The 22,050-nt window shown below is 62.5% G+C and carries 20 protein-coding genes and 1 pseudogene; 16 read left to right on the forward strand and 5 right to left on the reverse strand.

Going from position 1 to position 22,050, the window contains the following annotated elements; all coding sequences use genetic code 11:
• The 6 genes and pseudogenes from ACE3S9_RS02275 to ACE3S9_RS02300 form a co-directional block, all read left to right on the forward strand.
• Nucleotides 1-353, forward strand: a pseudogene (locus ACE3S9_RS02275) (amino acid ABC transporter substrate-binding protein); the annotation flags it as partial.
• 7 nt (nt 354-360) lie between these two features.
• On the forward strand, nt 361-1,344 hold the full coding sequence (locus tag ACE3S9_RS02280; protein ID WP_374544808.1) for an amino acid ABC transporter permease: 984 nt from the start codon (nt 361-363) through the stop codon (nt 1,342-1,344).
• Nucleotides 1,341-2,474, forward strand: coding sequence for an ABC transporter permease subunit (locus ACE3S9_RS02285; RefSeq protein WP_374544809.1), 1,134 nt, complete (start codon nt 1,341-1,343; stop codon nt 2,472-2,474). The genes ACE3S9_RS02280 and ACE3S9_RS02285 overlap by 4 nt, the downstream gene beginning before the upstream one ends.
• A gap of 120 nt (nt 2,475-2,594) precedes the next feature.
• A complete protein-coding gene (locus ACE3S9_RS02290) occupies nt 2,595-3,293 on the forward strand; it encodes an aquaporin (RefSeq protein WP_374544810.1) in 699 nt (232 codons plus the stop codon).
• 84 nt (nt 3,294-3,377) lie between these two features.
• Complete coding sequence (gene ndk, locus ACE3S9_RS02295) at nt 3,378-3,800, forward strand: nucleoside-diphosphate kinase (protein ID WP_374544811.1); 423 nt, start codon at nt 3,378-3,380, stop codon at nt 3,798-3,800.
• Nucleotides 3,801-4,138: 338 nt separating this feature from the next.
• A complete protein-coding gene (locus tag ACE3S9_RS02300; protein WP_374544812.1) occupies nt 4,139-4,486 on the forward strand; it encodes a septal ring lytic transglycosylase RlpA family protein in 348 nt (115 codons plus the stop codon).
• Between the two features lie 171 nt (nt 4,487-4,657).
• Here the strand turns inward: ACE3S9_RS02300 and ACE3S9_RS02305 are convergent, their stop codons facing one another.
• The 3 genes from ACE3S9_RS02305 to purM form a co-directional block, all read right to left on the reverse strand.
• Nucleotides 4,658-5,362, reverse strand: coding sequence for a glutathione S-transferase C-terminal domain-containing protein (locus ACE3S9_RS02305; RefSeq protein WP_374544813.1), 705 nt, complete (start codon nt 5,360-5,362; stop codon nt 4,658-4,660).
• A gap of 65 nt (nt 5,363-5,427) precedes the next feature.
• Nucleotides 5,428-6,030, reverse strand: a complete 603-nt coding sequence (gene purN / locus ACE3S9_RS02310; RefSeq protein WP_374544828.1) for a phosphoribosylglycinamide formyltransferase — start codon at nt 6,028-6,030, stop codon at nt 5,428-5,430.
• A 50-nt stretch (nt 6,031-6,080) separates the two neighbouring features.
• Nucleotides 6,081-7,154 (reverse strand): phosphoribosylformylglycinamidine cyclo-ligase, encoded by a 1,074-nt coding sequence (purM, locus tag ACE3S9_RS02315; RefSeq protein ID WP_374544814.1) that lies wholly within the window; start codon nt 7,152-7,154, stop codon nt 6,081-6,083.
• A 220-nt stretch (nt 7,155-7,374) separates the two neighbouring features.
• Between purM and ACE3S9_RS02320 the strand changes: the two genes are divergently transcribed.
• From ACE3S9_RS02320 to ACE3S9_RS02345, 6 genes are all read left to right on the forward strand, one after another.
• The gene (locus ACE3S9_RS02320; RefSeq protein ID WP_374544815.1) at nt 7,375-7,923 is read left to right on the forward strand and encodes a CDP-alcohol phosphatidyltransferase family protein; all 549 of its coding nucleotides are present in this window, start codon (nt 7,375-7,377) and stop codon (nt 7,921-7,923) included.
• Between the two features lie 17 nt (nt 7,924-7,940).
• Complete coding sequence (locus ACE3S9_RS02325) at nt 7,941-9,047, forward strand: AI-2E family transporter (protein WP_374544816.1); 1,107 nt, start codon at nt 7,941-7,943, stop codon at nt 9,045-9,047.
• Nucleotides 9,044-9,784, forward strand: a complete 741-nt coding sequence (locus ACE3S9_RS02330; RefSeq protein ID WP_374544817.1) for a hypothetical protein — start codon at nt 9,044-9,046, stop codon at nt 9,782-9,784. Before ACE3S9_RS02325 ends, ACE3S9_RS02330 begins: the two co-directional genes overlap by 4 nt.
• A gap of 75 nt (nt 9,785-9,859) precedes the next feature.
• Nucleotides 9,860-12,070, forward strand: coding sequence for an RNA degradosome polyphosphate kinase (locus ACE3S9_RS02335; protein WP_374544818.1), 2,211 nt, complete (start codon nt 9,860-9,862; stop codon nt 12,068-12,070).
• Nucleotide 12,071: 1 nt separating this feature from the next.
• Nucleotides 12,072-13,574 carry an exopolyphosphatase gene (gene ppx, locus ACE3S9_RS02340; protein WP_374544819.1) on the forward strand — a complete coding sequence of 501 codons (1,503 nt, stop codon included), beginning with the start codon at nt 12,072-12,074 and terminating at the stop codon, nt 13,572-13,574.
• Nucleotides 13,571-14,464: an EamA family transporter gene (locus ACE3S9_RS02345; RefSeq protein WP_374544820.1), complete on the forward strand. Its 894-nt coding sequence runs from the start codon at nt 13,571-13,573 to the stop codon at nt 14,462-14,464. Before ppx ends, ACE3S9_RS02345 begins: the two co-directional genes overlap by 4 nt.
• Nucleotides 14,465-14,590: 126 nt before the next feature.
• Here ACE3S9_RS02345 and rnd read toward each other — a convergent pair whose 3' ends face one another.
• Nucleotides 14,591-15,784, reverse strand: a complete 1,194-nt coding sequence (gene rnd / locus ACE3S9_RS02350) for a ribonuclease D (protein ID WP_374544821.1) — start codon at nt 15,782-15,784, stop codon at nt 14,591-14,593.
• Nucleotides 15,785-15,929: 145 nt separating this feature from the next.
• Nucleotides 15,930-16,622: a methyltransferase domain-containing protein gene (locus ACE3S9_RS02355; protein WP_374544822.1), complete on the reverse strand. Its 693-nt coding sequence runs from the start codon at nt 16,620-16,622 to the stop codon at nt 15,930-15,932.
• A 349-nt stretch (nt 16,623-16,971) separates the two neighbouring features.
• Here ACE3S9_RS02355 and aspS point away from each other — a divergent pair, with 349 nt between their 5' ends.
• The 4 genes from aspS (at nt 16,972) to ACE3S9_RS02375 (ending at nt 21,986) form a co-directional block, all read left to right on the forward strand.
• The gene (gene aspS / locus ACE3S9_RS02360) at nt 16,972-18,789 is read left to right on the forward strand and encodes an aspartate--tRNA ligase (RefSeq protein WP_374544823.1); all 1,818 of its coding nucleotides are present in this window, start codon (nt 16,972-16,974) and stop codon (nt 18,787-18,789) included.
• Between the two features lie 227 nt (nt 18,790-19,016).
• Nucleotides 19,017-20,105 (forward strand): ATP/GTP-binding protein, encoded by a 1,089-nt coding sequence (locus ACE3S9_RS02365; protein ID WP_374544824.1) that lies wholly within the window; start codon nt 19,017-19,019, stop codon nt 20,103-20,105.
• Complete coding sequence (locus ACE3S9_RS02370; RefSeq protein ID WP_374544825.1) at nt 20,105-20,749, forward strand: DUF3226 domain-containing protein; 645 nt, start codon at nt 20,105-20,107, stop codon at nt 20,747-20,749. The genes ACE3S9_RS02365 and ACE3S9_RS02370 overlap by 1 nt, the downstream gene beginning before the upstream one ends.
• 262 nt (nt 20,750-21,011) lie before the next feature.
• A complete protein-coding gene (locus tag ACE3S9_RS02375) occupies nt 21,012-21,986 on the forward strand; it encodes a quinone oxidoreductase (RefSeq protein WP_374544826.1) in 975 nt (324 codons plus the stop codon).
• Nucleotides 21,987-22,050: the final 64 nt, after the last annotated feature.

A 22,050-nucleotide genomic window follows, 5' to 3' on the forward strand; every position in this document is an offset into this window, starting at 1 on the left:
AGGAGCCGTTCAGCCCGGTGGTGCGGCAGGGCGACGATCGCTGGTTCAATCTGGTGAAATGGACCCATTTCGCTCTGCTCGACGCCGAGGAGCTGGGCGTGAATATGCAGAACGTCATGGCCCAGCGCCAGTCCGACAATCCCGAATTGCGCCGTCTGCTCGGCGTCGAGGGCGATTATGGCGCGGCGCTCGGCCTTCCCGCCGATTGGGTCGTGCGGATCATCCGCGCCGTCGGCAATTACGGCGAGATTTTCGAGCGCAATCTGGGCAAGGATTCGCCTTTGAAGATTCCGCGCGGGCTCAACGCCCAATGGCGCGACGGTGGGCTGCATTACGCCCCGCCGGTGCGGTGAGGGCGCCATGACCGGGCGCGCCGCGCGGCGCTGGGCGATCCAGGCTGTCCTCCTGCTGGCGGTCGGCGGCCTGTTCTGGCTGGCTTTCGCCAACGCCAGCGCCAATCTGGCCGCGCGCGGCATTCCGACGTCCTTCGCCTTTCTCAATCAGGTCGCGGGCTTCAGCCTCAACCAGAGCGTCATTCCCTTCACGCCGCTGTCGTCCTATGGCCGCGCTTTGCTGGTCGGGCTGATCAACACGCTGCTGGTCTCCGCCTTGTCGGCGGCGCTGGCGACGTTCATCGGCTTCGCGGCCGGTTTCGCGCGGCTGTCGCGCAACTGGGCGCTGGCGCGGCTGGCGGGGTTCTATGTCGAGACGATCCGCAACCTGCCGCTGCTGCTGCAGATCCTGTTCTGGTATGTGGCCATTCTGTCGCCGCTGCCGCCGCCGGACCAGTCGCATCATTTCGCGGGCTTTTTCCTCAACAATCGCGGCCTGAGCCTGCCGGCGCTGTCCTTCGCCAACGGCTGGCCGGCGATCGACTGGCCTTTTTTTGACGCCGCCGTAAACCGTTACAATGTCGAAGGCGGCCTGCGCCTGCCGCCCGAGGCCTGCGCGCTGGTGCTTGCGCTCTCGCTCTATACCGGCGCCTACATCGCCGAAATCGTGCGCGCCGGCGTCAATTCGGTGGCGCGCGGGCAGAGCGAGGCGGCGGCGGCGCTGGGCCTGAGCGCGGGCCAGACGCGGAGTCTTGTCGTCCGTCCGCAGGCCATGCGCGTGATCACGCCGCCGCTGATCAGCCAATATCTGGCGCTGACGAAAAATTCCTCGCTGGCGGCCTTTGTCGGCTTCGCCGATCTGATGCAGGTGTCCGGCACCATCCTCAACCAGACGGGCGCCGCTTTACAGGTGATCGCCATCGACATGGCGCTCTATCTCGGCCTGTCGCTGGCGACGCTCGCATTGATGCGCTGGTACGAGCGCCGCCTGAGCTGGGGAGGGCGCGCATGACGGAAGGTTTTGTCCGCGCCGAACCAACGCCACAGCGCCCGCCGCCCAAAATCGCGCGCTCGCTCGCCACGCTGGCGCGCGAAAACCTGTTCGGGGACTGGACCTCCGGCCTGATCACATTGGGCGTGCTGGCGCTGGCGGTTCTCGTCGCGCCGCCGTTGTGGCGGTTCCTGATCGCCGACGCGGTCTGGAGCGCGCCGGACGGCGCCGCCTGCCGCGCGCCGGGGGCCGGCGCCTGCTGGGCCTATATCGCCGCCAAGGCGCCTTTCTTCTTCTATGGCTCCTATCCGCCCGACCAGCGTTGGCGGGTCGATCTCGCCTTCGCCCTGGCGGCGGCGCTGATCGTCTGGCTGCTGTGGCCGCGCGCGAAAGGCAAGGGCTGGGCGGCCTTCGGCTTTTTCGCCGTCCTGCCGGTTGTCGGCTTCGCTTTGCTGAGCGGCGCGCCGGCGCTTGGCCTGCCCCGCGTCGGAACCAATCTGTGGGGCGGCGCCATGGTCTCGCTGCTGGTCGCTCTGGCCGGCATTGTCGTGGCTCTGCCGGGCGGCGTGCTGCTCGCGCTCGGCCGACGCTCCGAGCTTCCGGCTTTGCGCTGGGTCTGCGCGGGGCTGATCGAATTCGTGCGCGGCGTGCCGCTGATTGCGGTGCTGTTCATGGCCAACGCCATGTTGCCTCTATTCATGCCGCCGGATTGGGCGCCGGATCGCCTGCTGCGGCCGCTGCTCGGCATCGCTCTGTTCGCCTCGGCCTATATGGCCGAGGTCGCGCGCGCCGGGCTTAATTCGGTGCCGCGCGGACAGGCGGAGGCGGCGCAGGCGCTTGGCCTGGGCCGGGTCGCGACCCTGCGCTTCGTGGTGCTGCCGCAGGCGCTCGCCGCCGTCATCCCGGCCATCGTCAATAATTTCGTGGCTTTGTTCAAAGACACCACCCTGGTGGCGATCGTCGGCATTTTCGATTTCCTGCACACGGTAGATACGGCGCGGCTCGATCCGAAATGGGCGGGGCCGACCATCGCCGCCACCGGCTTCATCTTCGCCGGCCTGTTCTATCTGCTGTTCTGTCTGGCGATGTCCGCCTATGCGCGCGGCGTCGAGCGCCGGCTGGCGGCGGGGCGCCGGCAAGGCGGCGCCTGAATCCGTCATCCGGAATTCTGATCGTTGAATCAAGCGCCAAGAACCATGCGCAAAGTCACTTGGCGCGGGCGGCGCCATGGTTAAGATTGCCCGGCCGTTTGGGCAAAGGGGGATTGACGGATGAAGAAATATATCGCGGAAGCCATCGGGACCGGCGCGCTGGTCTTTCTCGGCTGCGGGTCGGTGACATTCAGCGGAATGGGCGCGGTGCTCGGTTCGGGAACGCCCTTCGCCCCGCTTGGCGTCATCGCCATCGCCATGGCCTTCGGCCTCACGGTGACGGCTTTCGCCTATGGCGTCGGCCCGGTGTCGGGCTGCCACGTCAATCCGGCGGTCTCGGTGGGCGCCTGGGCGGCGGGGCGGCTTTCGACCGGCGACCTGATTGCTTATATCATTTCCCAGTGCATCGGCGCGATCATCGGCGCGGGCGTGCTCTATACGGTGCTGTCCGGCCATAATGGCGGCTGGGACCTCGCCAAGGACGGCCTCGGTCAGAACGGCTGGTCGGAATATTCGACCGTCTCGGCCTTCATCGCCGAATTCGTCGGAACCTTCCTGTTCCTGGTCGTCATTCTCGGCTCGACCTCCGACAAGGGCGCCACGCCGGTCGCCGGCGTGGCGATTGGCGTGGCCTTGCTTGTCATTCACATCAACCTGATCCGCGTCACCGGCACGTCGGTCAATCCGGCGCGTTCGCTCGGCCCGGCTTTGTTCGTTGGCGGCAAGGCGCTGTCGCAGCTCTGGCTGTTCTTTGTCGCGCCGGTGCTCGGCGCTCTCGCGGCCGGCGCCTTGTTCCGCGGCAAGATCCTCGAACCTTAAGAAAAGACAGCCGGTCGAGCCTTGCTCTGACGGGGCGCCGCGTCTATAAGCGCGGCGCCTCTTCTTTATACGGAAATCCGCTCCATGGCGCTCCAACGCACTTTCTCCATCATCAAGCCCGACGCGACCCGCCGCAACCTGACCGGCGCGATCAACGCCAAGATCGAAGCCGCCGGCTTGCGCATCGTCGCCCAGAAGCGCGTGCACATGACCCGCGCCCAGGCCGAGACCTTCTACGCCGTCCATAAGGAGCGCCCCTTCTTCGGCGAGCTTGTCGAGCAGATGTCGGCCGCGCCGGTCGTGGTCCAGGTTCTGGAAGGCGAGGACGCCATCAAGCTCTATCGCGAGGTGATGGGCGCGACCAATCCCGAAAAGGCCGATCCGGGCACGATCCGCAAGGACTTCGCGCTGAACATGGGCGAGAATTCGGTGCACGGCTCTGACGCGCCGGAGACCGCCGCGCAGGAAATCGCGCAATGGTTCGCGGGGAACGAAATCGTCGGCTGAATTTGACGCCAAGATTTCAATTCTGTGACGCCGGGCTCCAGCCCGGCGTTTTTGTTTGCGCTTACGGATTTGCTGCGCCGCAGCAAAATAATCGAGACGATTTATTCTGAAACAAATCCGAGCAAATCGGCGAAATTGTCTAGTTTTATGAACGAATATATGAAGTTTATATCGAAACTATGAGATAATATATATGAAATAAAGTTGTATAGAAATAAAATATAAGAAATGATATAGATAAATAAATGCGATAATTAAGCATAATATTATACGATTAGTTTTGTCATTATTGTGCCTAATTTGTCCGTGCATGGTGCCTCATCGTCAACAATACGGAGGTGCATGCATTGAAGAAGCTAGCTGTTGCGTGTGCGTGTCTCGGCGTTTCATTCCTTTCTTCACCTATTCAGGCTCAGACCTGGTCCGGCTCCGCGTCCTATTATTCCGGCAAGGGACGCACCGCCAGCGGCGGTCATGTCGGCGCCATGACGGCGGCGCATCGCACGCTGCCTTTCGGCACCAGGGTCGTCGTCACCAATCTTCATAATGGCCGCTCGGCCACGGTCACGATCAACGACCGCGGGCCTTTCATTCGCGGCCGCATCATCGACGTCTCGAAAGGCGCGGCGGATGTTTTGGGAATGCGCCAGTCCGGCGTCGCCCGCGTTCGCGTCTCGACGCTCTGACCCTTTCAGAACACAATATAGCGTTTTCGAGCGAAGTGGATGCCGGTTCGCGTAAAGAAAACGCGTCAAAACAAAAAGTTAGGTCATTTCATTGTTTCCATGAAACAATGAAATGACCTAGAACCCGACAGAACTGCAAAGGGCCGTCCCGAGAGGGCGGCCCTTTTTTCGTCAGTTCTTGTCTGGGAAAAAGCGCGCCTCGATCCGATGCGCATAGGCGAGCAGATTGGGCAATTTCCCGATCTCCTCGCGCGTCGCGCATTCGAACGTGGGGCTGAGCGCCGCCAGGGCGAAAGCGCCGAGCGTGGCGTCGGCGCCGTGCGGTTCGTCGCCGAACAAAAAGGGCTTGTCGCCGAGCAGGGTCGCGACGGCTTCGAGGCTGCGCCGCGCCAGCAGACGACGCTCTTCCGGCGTATGGCGAAGCAGGCCCTGCGCCCAGGCCGCGTTGCGAATCTTCCGGCGCACCATGGCGCCGATCAAGGGCCGCAGGGGCGCCGGCGCGGAATCGAAAAAGCGCGCCGGCCCGCGCGCGAAATTGGCGTCATCCAGCCAGCGATCGGCGACAACCATCCAATAGAGCTGGTCCTCGCACAATTTTTCCAGCGCCCAGCCGGTGGCTTTCTGCTCCGGCGTCAGGCCGGCGTCGTAATCGAAGCCGTATTTTTTCTCGATGTGAAAGCGGATGAAGGTCGAATCCGCGATGATCTGGCCGTCGTCTTCGATGAAGGGCAGCTTGCCCTTGGGCGCCTTGAAGGGAACGTCCCTCTTGGTCGTGAAATCGAGGCCGGCGATCTTGAGCAGCAGAATGGCCTTGGTCACGAAAGGGCTGGCTTCGGGCAGGCCGAAAGCGGGTCCGAAGGTGTGCAGCGTGATCACGGGCGCCTCCTGTCGGCGACAAGGTGAAACGGCCGCGTCCAAAGGTCAATGCGTCGCGGGACGCGTCAGCCCGCCGGCCAGAGCAGGGGCTCGGGCGGCGGCGCCGCGCTCTTGGTCAGGACCCGCGCGCCCTCGACCCGCGTCGCGCCGCCGGCGACCAGTTTCAGCGCCAGCGGATAGATGCGATGCTCCTGCGCCAGCACCCGCGCCGCCAAGGCGTCCGGCGTGTCGTCCTGCAAGACCGGCACGGCGGCCTGGACCACGATCGGCCCGGCGTCCATTTCCGGCGCCACGAAATGCACGGTGGCGCCGTGGATCTTCACGCCGTCCGCCAGAGCGCGCTCATGGGTGTGCAGGCCGCGATAGGACGGCAGCAGGGCGGGATGAATGTTCAGCATCCGGTCGCGCCATTGCTCGACGAACCAGGGCGTGAGCAGGCGCATGAAGCCGGCGAGGCAGACGAGGTCGATCTGATGGCCGAGCAGGGTCTCCTGCATGGCGCGCTCGAAGCCTTCGCGATCCCGGAACAGCTTGTGGTCGAGCGCCGTGGTGGCGATGCCCTGCGCGCGGGCGTAATCGAGCCCCGCCGCCGTCGCGATATTCGACAGCACCAGCGCGATTTCCGCAGGATAAGCCGGATCGCGCGCCGCCTCGACCAGCGAGCGCATATTGGAGCCGCGCCCCGAGATCAGAATGGCGACCCGCTTGCGCTTTGACGTCACAGCGCGAGCTTTCCGTCGAAGGTCACGCGCTCGCCGGGCGCCGCGACGACATGGCCGATCCGCACCGGATTCTCGCCGGAGTCGCGCAGGGCTTCTTCCGTTTCGGCGGCGCGCGAAAAATCGGACACTACGATCATGCCGATCCCGCAATTGAAGGCGCGCAGCATTTCGCGTTCGGCGACGCCGCCCGTCGCCGCCAACCATTGGAACACCGGCAGGACGGGAATGGCGTCGAGATGGATCTGGGCGCCGAGGCCCTCGGGGAGCACGCGCGGAATGTTCTCGGGATAGCCGCCGCCGGTGATATGGGCGAAGGCCTTGATCGTATGGGTTTTCCGCAGGGCTGCGAGCAGGGGTTTCACATAGATGCGGGTCGGCTCCAGCAGCGCCTCGGCCACGCTCTTGCCGGGCGCGAACGGGGCCGGGTCCGACCATTTCAGCCCCGCGCGCGCGACGATCTTGCGCACCAGCGAAAAGCCGTTGGAATGGACGCCGGAGGAGGGCAGGCCGAAAATCACGTCGCCCGCCGCGATATTGCGGCGCGGCAGCAGGTCGCCGCGCTCGGCGGCGCCGACGGCGAAGCCGGCGAGATCATAATCGGATTCGGCGTAGACGCCGGGCATTTCGGCGGTCTCGCCGCCGATCAGCGCCGCGCCGGCCTCCAGGCAGCCGGCGGCGATGCCGCGCACGATTTCGGCGCCGGTTTCGGGGTCGAGCTTGCCGGTGGCGAAATAATCAAGGAAGAACAAGGGCTCGGCGCCCTGCACCACGAGATCGTTGACGCACATGGCGACGAGGTCGACGCCGACCGTGCCGTGAATGCCGCTCTCGACCGCGATCTTGACCTTGGTGCCGACGCCGTCATTGGCCGCGACCAGGATCGGATCGGAAAAGCCGGCCGCCTTGAGGTCGAACAACCCGCCGAACCCGCCGATCTCGGCGTCGGCGCCGCGCCGCCGCGTGGCGCGGACCAGCGGCTTGATGAGATCGACCATGCGGGCGCCCGCGTCGATATCGACGCCCGCCTGGGCATAGGTCAAACCCGCCGTCTTGTCGCCTGCCTTGGTCATGCGCGATCCTTCTGCTGCGAGGTTGCTCTAGCCGCTCGCGCCGGCGCTGGCAAGGCGGCGGGTCTTGTCGGTGGGTCTTGCGAGCAGGTCTTGCGGGCGTTTCCGCCTCGGCCCATAGTGAAGGCTCGGCCGCGCCTCCTGGATCGTTTCCAAGTGAATCGTCCAAAGCAAGTCGTTCCAACCAATCAATAAAGCGCGCCGGCCGCGCGAATCGCCCGCCATGACTCGAAAATGGTTCGCCTTTCTGCCCAATCTCATCAGCCTCGGGCGGCTGGCGCTGGTGCCTGTCAGCGTGGACATGATCGCGACACGGCGCTGGCCGGAGGCTTTGGCCATTTTCCTGGTCGCCGGACTGTCCGACGCCATTGACGGCTGGATCGCGCGGCGTTTCGACCTGCGCTCGGAACTGGGCGCCTATCTCGACGCCATCGCCGATAAAGCCTTGCTGGTCTGCGATTATGTGACGCTCGCGGCGGTCGGGGTCCTGCCCATGGCGCTCGCGCTGCTGGTGGTCACACGCGACCTGATGATCATTGGCGCGGTGATCCTGTCCTGGCTGCTCGACCGTCCGATGGAGATCCGGCCGCTGTGGATATCCAAGGCCAATACCTTCGGTCAGATCGGCTTTGTCGCGGCGGTTCTGGCGGCGCTGGCCTTTGGTTGGCCGCTGGGCATGTGGGTCTCGGCGGGGCAATGGGTCGTCGCAGCATTGACCTTGGCCTCGCTGGCGGCCTATTTCAGACGCTGGGTGACGCATATGAGCGCCTGACCCGGGGAATGGTGCCCATGCGAGTCGAATGGCAGATCGCCTTCTGGCTGTTTTTGCTGATGCTGTTCGGCTTCGCCTGCTTTCTGTTCGCGGGCGTGATGGCGCCCTTCATCGCCTCGCTGGCGCTCGGCTATGTGCTCGATCCGGTGGTGACGCGCCTGCAGCGGCTGGGCCTCAGCCGGCTGGCCGCCACTCTGGTCATCCTCGTCATTTTCCTGCTGCTGAACGCCTTCCTGATCTTCGGGCTCGGCCCGATCCTTGGCCGGCAGTTGATCGGCTTCGTTGAATCCCTGCCGGATTATGTCACGAAGCTGCAAAGCCTGATTTCGGATGAATTGGCCGGCCTGTTGCAGTCCTATGGCGGCGACTGGCTCAAGAAGCTCGGCATAGACGCGCCCTCGACCGCCGACGGCGTGCAGAAGACGCTCGGCGGCTTCATCGGCCAGGCCGCGCAATATCTCGGCAATTTCCTCAAATCGATCTGGTCCGGCGGCACGGCGCTGGTCAGCATGCTGGCGCTGGTCATCGTCACCCCCGTCGTGACCTTCTATCTGCTGATTTCCTGGCCCGAGATGGTCGCGACGATCCGCAGCCTGATCCCGCCGCGCTACCGCCAGACGGCGTTCGAAATCTCGGCCGATATCGACCGGGCGCTGGCCGGGTTTCTGCGCGGGCAGTCGCTGGTCTGCCTGTTCCTCGCGGTCTGGTACAGCGTCGGCCTCACTTTGATCGGGCTGAATTTCGGCTTCTTCATCGGCATTTCCGCCGGCTTCCTCAGCTTCATCCCCTATGTCGGCTCGACCAGCGCTCTCGTCTTCTCGGTCATTGTTGCTCTGGTGCAGGGTTGGCCGCATCTCGGGCTGCTCGGCCTCGCCATTCTGGTGGTGGAATCGGGCCAGTTCCTCGAAGGCAATGTGCTGTCGCCGAAACTGGTCGGCGAATCGGTCGGCCTGCATCCGGTCTGGCTGATTTTCGCTCTGTTCGCCTTCGGCAGCCTGATGGGCTTCACCGGCATGATCCTCGCGGTGCCGCTGGCGGCGGCGATGGGCGTGGTGATCCGCTACGCTGTGAAGCGCTACAAGCGCAGCGCCTTGTTCCACGGTCTCGATCCGGACGCCGCATGACCGGCCAATTGCCGCTCGATCTTCCGCATCGGCCAAGCCATGCCGATGAGGATTTTCTCGCGGCGCCGTCCAACGAAAAGGCGCTCGCCCTGTTGCGGCTGTGGCCCGATTGGCCGCACCGTCTGCTGCTGCTGACGGGCCCCAAGGGCTCGGGCAAGAGCCATCTCGCCGCGATCTGGGCCCGCCGAGCCGGGGCGCGGCTGTTGCCGGCGCGCGAACTCGCTCTTGAGGGCCTGCCCGAACTGGCGGCGGCGCCGGCTCTGGCGATCGAGGACGCCGACCGCCCGCCGCTGCGGGAGACGGAATTGTTTCACCTCATCAATCTGGCGATGGAGCGCGGCGTTTTCCTGCTGATCACGGCGCGGAGCAATCCCGACGCCTGGGGATTGGCGACGCGGGACCTGCTGTCGCGGCTGCGCCGCGCGCCGGCCGTCGCGCTCGAACAGCCGGACGATTCCTTTCTGCGCGCGATCCTGGTCAAATTGTTCCATGACCGGCAGATCGCGGTGGAGTCCAGCCTGATCGACTTTCTGATCCCGCGCATGGAGCGTTCGTTCGAGACCGCGCAAGGGATCGTCGAGGCGCTCGATCGCGAGGCGCTGGCGCGCGGGCGGCCGATCACCCGCGCTCTGGCCGCCGCACTGCTCGCCGCTGCGCCGGAACTGGCGGCGCCCGGCGACGAGGACGCAAATGATCGTGATCCGGATGATCGCGATAGAAGTGATCGCAATCATTGACGGCTTGTGTCGTCTCGGTTGGAATCCGTCACAGAAGTTTCATACTAACCGGCCGAAATAGGCGGACGAGGATCCATGACCGAGGCGATCGAATCGATGCAGAAGCCGGAGCGCCAGCCGGGCCGGGAGCCAGGTCAGGAGACCCTTGGCGGCGAGGCTCTGCGCCATTCGCCCAAGCGTTTCGTCAATCGCGAATCGTCCTGGCTCGAATTCAACCGGCGCGTTCTGCTCGAAGCCGGCAATGAGGCGCATCCCCTGCTGGAGCGCGTGCGCTTCGTCTCGATCTCGGCCAATAATCTCGACGAATTCTTCATGGTGCGCGTCGCCGGCATTCGCGGCCAGTTGCGCAGCGGCGTCGAGACCCCGTCCGAGGACGGCCTGACCCCCGCCGAGCAATTGCCGCTCATCAACGCCCGCGTGTCGGAACTCGCCGAGGAACAGGTGCGGCTGTGGCGCCAGTTGCAGGACGAGTTGAAGGCCGAGCACATCCTGTTCGTCGATCCCGCCGAGTTGAACAAGACCGAAAAGCTGTGGCTGGACGATCATTTCTTCCTGCACATTTTCCCGGTGCTGACGCCGCTCGCGGTCGATCCGGCGCATCCCTTCCCCTTCATTCCCAATCTCGGCCTGACTTTGGCGCTCGATCTGCTGCACTTGCAGACCGGCGCGCGCATGAAGGCTTTGGTCCGCATGCCGAGCAAGATCGACCGCTTCATCCGCCTGCCCGACGCGCCCGCCGGCGGCGCGCGGCTGGTGCTGCTGGATTCGGTGATCTTCACCCATATCCAGAAATTGTTCCCCGGCTATACGGTCAAGGCGCGCGGCGCCTTCCGGGTCATTCGCGACAGCGATCTCGAAGTCGAGGAAGAGGCGGAAGATCTGGTGCGCCTGTTCGAGACGGCGCTGAAACGGCGCCGGCGCGGCTCGGTGATCCGGCTCGAAACCGACGCCCAGATGCCCGCCGACCTGCGCGCCTTCGTCGCCGAAGAACTCGACGTCCAGTCCGAGGAGATCATCGCGCTCGACGGCATGCTGGCGATGAAAGATCTGTCCGAAGTGGTCGGCCTGCCGCGCCCCGAGCTGAAATTCGTCTCCTATGCCCCGCGCTTCCCCGAGCGCGTGCGCGACAATGGCGGCGATTGCTTCCTGGCTATCAAGCAGAAGGATCTCGTCGTCCATCACCCCTACGAATCCTTCGACGTGGTGGTGCAATTCCTGATGCAGGCGGCGCGCGACCCGAATGTGGTCGCGATCAAGCAGACGCTCTATCGCACCTCCTCCGACAGCCCGATCGTGCGGGCGCTGATCGAGGCGGCGGAAGCCGGCAAGTCGGTCACGGCGCTGGTCGAGCTGAAGGCGCGTTTCGACGAGGAGGCCAATATCCGCTGGGCGCGCGATCTGGAGCGCGCCGGCGCGCAGGTGGTGTTCGGCTTCATCGAGCTGAAGACCCACGCCAAATTGTCGATGGTGGTCCGCCGCGAGGGCGGCGCGCTGACGACCTATTGCCATATCGGCACCGGCAATTACCATCCGATCACCGCCAAGATTTATACCGATATTTCGCTGTTCACCGCCGAACCCGCCATCGGCCGCGACGTGTCGCGCATCTTCAACTTCATCACCGGCTATGCCGAGCCGGCCGGGCTGGAGCGGATGGCGGTTTCGCCGATTTCGCTCAAGCAGAAGCTGCTCGATCACGTCGCCCAGGAGATCGCCCACGCCAAGGCGGGCCGTCCCGCCGCGATCTGGGCCAAATGCAACGCTTTGGTCGATCCGGAAATCATCGACGCCTTCTACGAGGCCAGCCAGGCCGGCGTCGCGATCGAACTGGTGGTGCGCGGCATCTGCTGCCTGCGGCCCGGCGTGAAGGGCCTGTCCGATAACATCCGGGTGAAATCGGTGATCGGCCGCTTCCTCGAACATTCCCGCATCTATGCGTTTGGCGAGGGCCACGGCCTGCCGCATCCCAAGGCGGCGGTCTATATTTCTTCCGCCGATCTGATGCAGCGCAATCTCGACCGCCGCGTCGAAGCCTTGATGCCGGTGACCAATCCGACCACCCATGAACAGGTGCTGGAACAGATCCTGGTCGCCAATCTGATCGACAACCAGCAATCCTATCGCGTCCTGCCGGACGGTTCGAGCGTGCGCATTGAACGCGGCCCGAACGAGGAGCCCTTCAACGTGCATAAATATTTCATGACCAATCCGTCTTTGTCCGGACGCGGCAAGAGCCTGAACGAATCCAGCCCCAAGAGCCTGTTGAAACGGGCGGGGCGGGGCTGACATGTTCAAGGCGCAGGGAAGGCTGCCGGGCGCGCGCCCGGTGGCCATCGTCGACATCGGCTCCAATTCCGTCCGTCTCGTCGCCTATGAGGGGCTGACGCGCGCGCCGACGCCTCTGTTCAACGAGAAAGCCATGTGCGCCCTCGGCAAGGGCGTCGCCACCACCGGCGAACTGGCCGAAGAGGGCATGAACAAGGCGCTGGAGGCCCTGCGTCGTTTTAAAAAGCTCTGCGAATTCATGCAGATCGAGGACATCCGCCCGGTCGCCACGGCGGCCGCGCGCGACGCCAGCAACGGCCTGCAATTTCTCGCCGCCGCGCGCGAGGCGATCGGCCGCCCCATCGAGCTGATCCCGGGAGCGCGCGAGGCGGAACTGTCCGGCTTCGGCGTGATCTCGACCTTTCACCAAGCCGACGGTGTGGTGGGCGATCTAGGCGGCGGCTCGCTGGAACTGATCGACGTCAAGCACAATGCGGTCGGCGACGGGCTGTCGCTCAAACTCGGCTCGCTGGCGCTGATGGACGCCTCCGGCCGCTCGCCGAAAAACGCCTTGCGCATCGCAAGGCAGCAATTGGCCGAGGCGGCGCCGCTCGATCATTTGCGCGGCCGCACCTTCTATGCGGTCGGCGGCACCTGGCGCTCGCTCGCCAAGCTCCATATGGCGCAATGCAATTATCCGCTCGACGTCATGCACGGCTATGTCATTCCGGCGCGCGACGCGGCCGATTTCGCCTCGCTGGTCGAGCGCGTCGACACCGAATCCCTGGTCGCTGTCGGCGCCATTTCCGAGCAGCGCCGGCCGGCTTTGGCCTATGGCGCGGTGGTGCTGGAGGAGATCATCCGGCGCGGCAAGCCGGGCCGGGTGGTGATCTCGATCGGCGGCTTGCGCGAGGGCCTGCTCTACGAGCAATTGGACGATGAGGTGAAGGCGCGCGACCCGCTGCTGGAAAGCGCGCATGAATATAACATCCTGCGCTCGCGCGCGCCGGGCCATGGCGAGGACCTGATCCATTGGAGCGACGCCTTCATGGCGTCGAGCCATATCGACGAGACGGCGGAAGAAAAGCGCCTGCGCCACGCCGCCTGCCTCTATGGCGATATCGGCTGGCGCACCTCGCCGGATTACCGCTCCGATCTGGCGCTCAACCTGCTGGCCAATTCGCCCATCGTCGGCGTCGATCATTCCGGGCGCGCCTTTCTCGGCATGGCGGTGGCCTATCGCCATCTCGGCCCGGGCGAGGAAATCAGCCCGCAGATCCGCGGCCTCGCCACGCCGCGCCTGATGGATCGCGCGCGCATTCTCGGCGCCATCCAGCGCGTCGGCTATATCGTCTCGGCCTCCGTTCCGGGGATTCTGCCGCGTACGAAACTGCTGTGCGTCAAGGGCAAGGTGGTGCTGACGCTGCCGCGCGATCTGGCCGATCTCACCGGCGACCGCCTCAACAGCCGCTTGAAGCAATTGGGCAAATTGATCGGGCGCTCGCCGTCCATCGACATCAGATGACCGCGCGAGCGCCCCGCGCGGAAACCACCCTGCCGCCAGGCGAACTCGCTCTCGCCTTGCTGATCGCGGCGCTCTGGGGCGTGAGCTTCGTCGCGATCAAAGCGGGGGTGGCGCAGGCGCCGCCGCTGTTCCTGACCGCCTTGCGCTTCGCTCTGGCGACCTTTCCGGCGATCCTGTTCATCCCCCGGCCGAAAGTGAGATGGGCCGACCTCATCGGCTATGGCCTGTGCATCGGGGTCGGCCAGTTCGGCCTGCTGTTTCTCGCCATCCGCGACGGCATGCCGGCGGGCCTGGCCTCGCTGGTGATCCAGACCCAGGCCATCTTCACTATGGCGCTCGCCCATATCCTGCTGGGCCAGAAGACGCGGCCGCGTCAGGTGGTCGGGGCGCTGGTCGCCCTGACCGGGGTGGCGATCATCGGCTTTTCACGCGGCGCGGCCGCGCCGGTCGCGCCTTTTCTGGCCGTGCTGGCGGCAGCCGTGTTCTGGAGCGCCGGCAATCTGTTCTCGATCCGCGCCGGGCGGACCAATATGCTCGGCTTCATCGTCTGGTCGAGCCTGTTCGCGCCGCTGCCGCTGCTGGCTTTGTCGCTGCTGCTCGAAGACCATGGCGCGATCCTCACGGCGGTGCTGCATCCGACCTTCGCGGTCTGGGGCGGGGCGGCTTTCCTCGCCTATGGCGCGACGACGGTGGGCTTCGGCCTGTGGAGCTGGCTGCTCAGCCGGCATCCGGCGGCTCTGGTCGCGCCTTTTTCCCTGCTGGTCCCGGTGTTCGGCATGGCCTCGACGGCGCTGGTCTTCGGCGAAACGCTCGGCCCGGGCGTGATCGCCGGGGCTTTCGTTGTGCTGGCCGGGCTGGCGCTCGCCGTGACGCCGGGCCGCCGGACCTAGATCATTTCATTGTTTCATGGAAACAATGAAATGATCTAGATTTTTGTTTTGACACATTTTCTTTACGCGAACCGGCATCCACTTCGCTCGACCCGAAGGGCCGCGCCAGCGAATACGCTATGGCGCCTATTCGGCGGCGGCCTCGTCCGCGTTTTCGGCCTCATCCTGCGCGTCGTGCCATTCCAGCGTGACGACGCGGTTGTTCTCGACCGTCAGCGCCAGCCGGCCGTGCTTAAGCTGCACGGCTTTGGCGCCGAACAATTCGCGCCGCCAGCCCTTGAGCGCGGGAATATCGGCGTTGTCGTCGGCGGCGAGTAGCTCCAGTTCGTCGGTGGTGGCGATCATTTTCGCCGCCACGCCCTGTTTTTCCGCGACCTGCCGCAGCAGAACCTTGAGCAGTTCGACGGTGGCGCCGCCATTGCCGCTGCGCCGCTCGCGCTCCAGTTTTGGCAGGGTCTTCGGGTCGCGGGCGAGGCCGCGTTCGATCGCAGCGAGAATTTCCGCTCCGGCGCGCGAACGCTCCATGCCGCGCGGGAAGGCGCGCAGGTCGCCGAGCGTCTCGGCCGTGCGGGGGGCGGCGAGGGCGACTTCGGTGAGAATATCGTCCTTGAGCACCCGCGAGCGGGGCACGTCGCGGGTCTGGGCCTCATGCTCGCGCCAGCCGGCCAGCTCGATCAGCACGGCGAGATCGCGCGGCTTTCTGGCGCGATGGGCGTAGCGCTCCCAGGCGCGGTCGGGCCGCTGCTCATAGGTGTCCTGGCTGCACAGGCTGGCCATTTCGTCGCTCAGCCAATGCAGCCGGCCGGTGCGTTCCATCCGCTGGCGCAGCGCCTTGTAGATCTCGCGCAAATGGGTGACGTCGGCGATGGCGTAATCGATCTGGGCGTCGGTCAGCGGCCGGCGCGACCAATCGGTGAAGCGCGAGGATTTGTCGATCGTGACCTTGCAAAGGCTCTGCACCAGCTCGCCATAGGCGATCTGGTCGCCATAGCCGCAGACCATGGCCGCGACCTGGGTGTCGAACAAAGGCGCGGGAATCATTTTGGCGAGATGCCAGACGATTTCGAGATCTTGCCGGGCGGCGTGGAACACCTTGACCACGGCCGGATTGGCCATGAGCTCGAAAAAGGGCGTCAGATCAAGCCCTTCCGCGAGGGCGTCGATGGCGACGGCTTGTTCCTCGCAGGCGAGCTGGATCACGCAGACTTTGGGCCAGAAGGTCGTCTCGCGCAGAAATTCGGTGTCGACCGTGACGTAAGGATATTTCGCGAAAGTCTGGCAAAGGGCCGCCAGCTCGCCGGAATCTGTGACTAGGCTCATGAAATCTTCATAATCCAAGCCATTGGCCACGGCTAGGGCGTCTTAAGTGAAAATGACCGTGACGGGGCGATTCATCGCCCCATAGGGATAGTTTTGCCGATTTTTGGCGTCCTTCGCGCCGTTCAAAAATAAATGATGGGCGCGATCAGCACTGTATCGCCATCATGGATTTGGTGAAGGGCCAGAGGCGTTCGCGCGCGATTTCCGCATTCGGGAACAACAGGCGCATCTGGGAGAAGGTCAGGAGATGGATGGATTCGACCTCCGCCATCGCTTCATCATAGCTCTCGGCCGCGCGGAACCCGCGTTGCTTACTCAGAAGCATTTTCGCCCGCATGTTCAGGGGCAGCCACTGGAAGCCGACGGTTCGAAAGTGCGGTTCGACCGGAAACCAGTAATTCGGCGTCTGCACATAGTAAGGCAGTCCGGAATTCACGATATTCGACGCCATGGCGCGAATCTGGTCCCAGTTCCCGACATGCTCGATCACTGAATTCGAATGAATGAAATCGTAATTGCCCTCGTAAAGCCGGGGGTCCGTCGCGTCGCCGATTTTGGATTTGAAAAGCTGTTTATCGGCGAATTCCGTCTCACGGTGGTCGATATTGGTGATCGTTATCGACACATTGCCGGAGTAACGCGACAGGAATCCCTTGTCGAGGTTCCAGTAATATTCGGAGCCGCCGACGTCGAGGATCGAGCAGCGGTCCTTTTTCTTCAAGATCCGCTCTATGACATCATTGAGCGATTTGAACCGGCGCGTTCGCATGATCGCGCTCAGGCTCTTGTGTTTCCCATTGACGTTATAAGTCTGCGACAACTTGCCAGGAACGATCATCGCCAGAAGTCCCTTCGCTCTATTGTTCGGGAGATCTAAAATGACGGGAAGCGACGTGACTGATTCAAGTTCGCAATCAATCTATCGAGGCAGACTTTATGAAAACTGAAAATTAAGGCTCAAAGGTGGCTACAATTCATAAATATTTGCGCGATACACGCAAGAAGTTGCAATATAGAGCATGGTCGCGCGTATTATATTTGAATTGACGCAATAACGCTCTCGAATGCGTGAACACTTTCAGCGCGCGCCGGCCCCGGACGCCGCGCCCGACGTCCGCATCGAGGCCCTTCACGCGCAGGCAAATTTCCGCTAGGCAGCGCCAAAGATTTTTCCGGTTTGGATTCCCATGCACGCCTATCGCACCCATACCTGCGGCCAGCTCCGCGAAGAAGACATCGGCCAGACCACTCGCCTTTCCGGCTGGTGCCACCGCATCCGCGACCACGGCGGCGTGCTGTTCATCGACCTGCGCGACCATTACGGCCTGACCCAATGCGTGGTCGATCCCGATTCCGCCGCCTTCAAACTGGCCGAGACGTTTCGCTCGGAATGGGTGGTGCGGCTCGACGGCGAGGTGCGCCGCCGCCCGGAGGGGACCGGCAATGACGAGATGGCCACCGGCCAGATCGAGGTCTATGTCCGCGACGCGCAGGTGCTCGGCCAGGCGGCGGAACTGCCGCTTCCCGTCTTCGGCGAGCAGGATTATCCCGAGGAAACCCGCCTCAAATATCGCTTCCTCGACCTGCGCCGCGAGCGCATCCACAACAACATCATGCTGCGCGGGCAGGTGGTGGATTCGATGCGCAGCCGCATGAAGTCGGCCGGCTTCAACGAATTCCAGACCCCGATTCTCACCGCCTCCTCGCCGGAAGGCGCGCGCGACTTCCTGGTGCCGTCGCGCATCCATCCCGGCAAGTTCTACGCGCTGCCGCAGGCGCCGCAGCAATATAAGCAGCTTCTGATGATGGCCGGCTTCGACCGCTATTTCCAGATCGCGCCCTGTTTCCGCGACGAGGACCCGCGCGCCGACCGCCTGCCGGGCGAATTCTACCAGCTCGACCTGGAAATGAGCTTTATCACCCAGGAAGACGTGTTCGCCGCCATCGAGCCCATCATAACGGGAATCTTCGAGCAGTTCGGCGAGGGCAAGCCCGTCACCAAGAACTGGCCGCGCATCCCCTATGCCGAGGCCATGCGCAAATATGGCTCGGACAAGCCCGACCTGCGCAATCCGATCGTGATGCAGGAGGTGTCGGACCATTTCCGCGGCTCCGGCTTCAAGATTTTCGCCCGGCTGCTGGAAACCGAAAAGAACCAGGTCTGGGCCATTCCGGCGCCGACCGGCGGCCAGCGCACCTTCGCCGACCGCATGAACAGTTGGGCGCAAAGCGAGGGCCAGCCCGGCCTCGGCTATATCCTGTTCTTCGACCGCGCCAAGGACGAGACCAGCCTCAAGGAAAATCCGAACGCCAGCGGAATCGGCGGTCGCGGCCCGCTCGCCAATAATATCGGCCCCGAGCGGGTCGAGGCGATCCGCGTCCAGCTCGGCCTCAGCGCCGGCGACGCCGCCTTTTTCGTGGCCGGCGATCCGGAAAAATTCGCCAAATTCGCCGGCATGGCCCGCACCAAGGTCGGCGAGGATCTCAATCTCGTCGACAAGGACCGTTTCGAACTGGCCTGGGTCGTCGATTTCCCGATGTTCGAATATAACGAAGACGAGAAGAAGATCGACTTCGGCCACAACCCGTTCTCGATGCCGCAGGGCGGGCTGGAGGCCTTGCAGACGCAAGACCCGCTGACGATCAAGGCGTTCCAATACGATATCGCCTGCAACGGATTCGAGATCGCCTCGGGCGGCATCCGCAACCATCGCCCAGAAGCCATGGTCAAGGCCTTCGAGATCGCCGGCTATGGCGAGGAGACGGTGGTGGAGCGCTTTGGCGGCATGTATCGCGCCTTCCAATATGGCGCGCCGCCGCATGGCGGCATGGCGGCGGGCGTCGACCGCATCATCATGCTGCTGGCCGGCGAGCAGAACCTGCGCGAGGTCGCGCTGTTCCCGATGAACCAGCGCGCGGAAGACATTCTGATGGGCGCCCCGGCGCCCGCCACGCCGAAGCAGCTCCGTGAGCTGCATCTGCGGGTTTACGAAACGGAAAAGTGAGGGAAATGTTCCCGGCTTTTAGAGAGAAGGCCGCGCGGAGAGTCCGCGGATAAAGGGAAGTCTTGGCGTGCCCTTCTTTCCCCTATGGGGTCAAAGGCCCACGATTCGCGGGGCTCTTCACGGCGGAACATGGACTTTGATGTTATGGTGCCGTTTGAGCCCTACCCGAGTGACAGAGCGATTTCTGTCATTTAGTTTATGCGCACACAACTCTTCTGGTTAACGAAATGATTCGTTCTTTGAGCATACGAGGCTATAGAACCTTCGAAAGGTTCGAGCTAACCGGTCTTGGCCGAATTAATCTCATTGTCGGGTCAAATAACAGCGGAAAGACCAGCGTCTTAGAGGCTCTGTACCTGCTTTCGTCAGCGGCTGACCCCACTGTTTTGTGGCGTATCCTGGCACGACGAGGCGAGCGCCTCAATATAGAGCGTAGACAAGAACTTGATGCCAGTCACTTGTTTCACGGTCATGAAGGCGGTCTTGGTGCTGAGTTTAGTATCTCAACTAGAAATACTGCTACAAGCAATCTGCGTTGCCAGGTAAGGGAGAGTAACAGGCGATCTAGCTCTAAAGAGTTGTCTTTAGGCGACAAAAATGAACCGATTGGGCCGCGACTGGATCTTATTTTTTCCGGCTCCCCTGAGCCGCAGGTGCCAATTATTCCACTAACCTCTAGGGGTGGATTAGATATTGATGGTCTGGAAGTGAGTCGCCGTAGGCGGCCAAATCAATTGAGTGCCGACGCTCCTCAATATATTACGACTGAATCACTTTCAGTTTATGAACTCGCGCAAATGTGGAACAATATCGTCCTGACGGATGCCGAAGAGCGGGTTTTAGCCGCACTGCGCTTTCTGGTTCCTGAGATTGACAGAATTGCATCTATATCAGCGGGTGATAATTATTATAATGCCAATAGAGGCGGGTTTATGGTGAAGCTTCGCGGAGCGCATCAACCAATTCCGATTGGTAGCCTTGGTGATGGTACGTGGCGTATGCTTGCGTTGGCAATGGCATTGGCGCAATCTAAAAACAGTGTTGTGTTGATTGATGAGATTGATACTGGGCTTCATTATACTGTAATGGAGTCAATGTGGAAATTTGTTGCTGATGCGGCGTTGGAGCTGAATGTTCAGGTGTTTGCTACGTCTCATAGTGCGGACTGCATCGCGAGTCTTGCATCAATTTGCCATAAAAATGAAAATAGTAACGATGTAACAATTCAGAGAATAGAGCCTGGTGAACGAGAGGCTGTTAGATTTACGGAGGCGCAAATTAGAGTCGCTGCTGAACGAAACATCGAGGTTCGCTAGTGGTAGAGGCAAGCCGAAAGCACCTCCTCGTCGAAGGGGTCGATGACGTTTACGCTATAGCCCAACTTATGGGCCACCATGTTCCTTGGGGTAGCCATAAAGATTCAAGGCCGGTTAAAATAGTAGATTGTGGCGGAGTCGAAAAATTATTAGATAGAACTTATATTTCTACTCTCATTAAGTCTCGAGAAGTTGAAATTCTTGGAATAATGATTGATGCTGATGAGGATATGCATAGTGCTTGGACTCGTGTGAGAGATATCTGCAAGGAACAGTTTGAGGATACGCCAGATATTATGCCAAAAGAGGGGCTAATATTAAAAAATGATAAGAAAAAACTTGGCGTTTGGATCATGCCAGACAATGCGTCAAGTGGAATGTTAGAAACATTCTTGGCGTATCTTGTCCCTTCCGCAAGCCAAGAAATTTGGGACCTTGCAACAGCGTCGACTCAAAGCGCTATGGATACTGGCGCGACGTGCAAGGCCGCACATTTGCAAAAAGCACAAATTCATACTTGGTTAGCATGGCAAGATCCACCCGGTCAGGCTTTCGGAAATGCTCTCGTCAAAAAAACCCTGGATCCAAATGCAGAAAGTGCGCTTTGTTTTGTCTGTTGGTTCAAAGAATTATTTGAGCTCTGAAGTTTTAACGCAATAACTGGATATTTTATGGCTTTCTAATAACAGAAGTGCTTGCTGATAATCCCTGCGCCGAATCGAGGCTCCGTCGTTTAGCCTGCTCCTATCGAAGCCCATGTATTTGACCTTCCCGTCCGAGATGCCTTACCGGCCAGTATTGAGTCAAATCGAATCCGCAATTCCTCTCTTGCATCTTCGCCCTGACCCGCTCATTGCCGCCCGCGTGCTGCCCGCCTAAATTCTCTCTCAAACAGGGAGAGTTTCCATGGTCAAGGCGATCCGCGTGCATGAAACCGGCGGCCCCGAGGCGTTGCTTTATGAGGATGTGGATCTTCCCGCGCCCGGCCCGGGCGAGGTCCAGATCCGCCAGCACGCTGTCGGCGTCAATTTCATCGACGTTTATTTCCGCACCGGCGCTTATGCGGCGCCGACCAAGCCCTTCACGCCGGGCAATGAAGGCGCCGGCGAGGTCGTCGCGCTCGGCGCGGGCGTGACCGAATTCAAGATCGGCGATCGCGTCGCTTATCCGGGCGTCTTCGGCGCCTATGCGGAACAGCGCAACATCAAGGCGAAAGACCTGGTGTCCCTGCCGGCCAATGTGTCCTACGACACCGCGGCGGCCATGATGCTCAAGGGGCTGACGGCGGAATATCTGCTGTTCCGCTCCTATGCCGTGCAGCCCGGCGATACGATTCTGGTCCATGCGGCGGCGGGCGGCGTCGGCCTCATCCTGTGCCAGTGGGGGCGTCTGCTCGGCGCGACCGTGATCGGCACGGCGAGCAGCGAGGACAAGGCGAAACTGGCGCGTGACGCCGGCGCGCATCACACCATTCTCTATCGCAGCGAGGATTGGGTGGCGCGGGTCAAGGAGATAACCGACGGCAAGCTCTGCAACGTCGTCTATGACGGCGTCGGCAAGGCGACCTTCCCGGGTTCGCTCGATTGCCTGCGGCCATTCGGTTATTTCATCAGCTTCGGCTCGTCGTCCGGGCCGGTGGAGGCTTTCAACATCGGCCTGCTGGCGCAAAAAGGCTCGCTCTACGCCCAGCGCCCGACTTTGTTCAACCATCTCGCGGTCGAGGGGCGGCTGCAGGAAATGGCCGCGCGGCTGATGGATGTGGTCAGTTCCGGCAAGGTGAAGATCGCGGTCAACGCCCGCTACAAGCTGGCGGAGGCGGCGGAAGCCCATCGCGCGCTGGAAGGCCGCCAGACCACTGGCGCGACGGTGTTGCTGCCTTAATTTCTGGCTCGATCAAAGGATGTCGCGCCCTCTCCCTGAGAAGGGAGGGGGCGCTTTTTTTGCG

Origin of the sequence: Rhodoblastus sp., from assembly GCF_041915505.1 — a bacterium.
GTDB lineage: Bacteria > Pseudomonadota > Alphaproteobacteria > Rhizobiales > Beijerinckiaceae > Rhodoblastus.

Bases quoted from the DNA above. Each gene is read 5' to 3' on its own strand.
- purM (WP_374544814.1), bottom strand. From the start codon at position 7,154: ATGACCAAGGCAGGCGACAAGACGGCGGGTTTGACCTATGCCCAGGCG.
- rnd (WP_374544821.1), bottom strand. From the start codon at position 15,784: ATGAGCCTAGTCACAGATTCCGGCGAGCTGGCGGCCCTTTGCCAGACT.
- ACE3S9_RS02365 (WP_374544824.1), top strand. From the start codon at position 19,017: ATGATTCGTTCTTTGAGCATACGAGGCTATAGAACCTTCGAAAGGTTC.
- ACE3S9_RS02345 (WP_374544820.1), top strand. From the start codon at position 13,571: ATGACCGCGCGAGCGCCCCGCGCGGAAACCACCCTGCCGCCAGGCGAA.
- ACE3S9_RS02325 (WP_374544816.1), top strand. From the start codon at position 7,941: ATGCGAGTCGAATGGCAGATCGCCTTCTGGCTGTTTTTGCTGATGCTG.
- ACE3S9_RS02330 (WP_374544817.1), top strand. From the start codon at position 9,044: ATGACCGGCCAATTGCCGCTCGATCTTCCGCATCGGCCAAGCCATGCC.
- ACE3S9_RS02335 (WP_374544818.1), top strand. From the start codon at position 9,860: ATGACCGAGGCGATCGAATCGATGCAGAAGCCGGAGCGCCAGCCGGGC.
- ACE3S9_RS02320 (WP_374544815.1), top strand. From the start codon at position 7,375: ATGACTCGAAAATGGTTCGCCTTTCTGCCCAATCTCATCAGCCTCGGG.
- ACE3S9_RS02355 (WP_374544822.1), bottom strand. From the start codon at position 16,622: ATGATCGTTCCTGGCAAGTTGTCGCAGACTTATAACGTCAATGGGAAA.
- ppx (WP_374544819.1), top strand. From the start codon at position 12,072: ATGTTCAAGGCGCAGGGAAGGCTGCCGGGCGCGCGCCCGGTGGCCATC.
- aspS (WP_374544823.1), top strand. From the start codon at position 16,972: ATGCACGCCTATCGCACCCATACCTGCGGCCAGCTCCGCGAAGAAGAC.
- purN (WP_374544828.1), bottom strand. From the start codon at position 6,030: ATGCGCTCGCTGGTCGAGGCGGCGCGCGATCCGGCTTATCCTGCGGAA.
- ACE3S9_RS02280 (WP_374544808.1), top strand. From the start codon at position 361: ATGACCGGGCGCGCCGCGCGGCGCTGGGCGATCCAGGCTGTCCTCCTG.
- ndk (WP_374544811.1), top strand. From the start codon at position 3,378: ATGGCGCTCCAACGCACTTTCTCCATCATCAAGCCCGACGCGACCCGC.
- ACE3S9_RS02375 (WP_374544826.1), top strand. From the start codon at position 21,012: ATGGTCAAGGCGATCCGCGTGCATGAAACCGGCGGCCCCGAGGCGTTG.
- ACE3S9_RS02285 (WP_374544809.1), top strand. From the start codon at position 1,341: ATGACGGAAGGTTTTGTCCGCGCCGAACCAACGCCACAGCGCCCGCCG.
- ACE3S9_RS02290 (WP_374544810.1), top strand. From the start codon at position 2,595: ATGAAGAAATATATCGCGGAAGCCATCGGGACCGGCGCGCTGGTCTTT.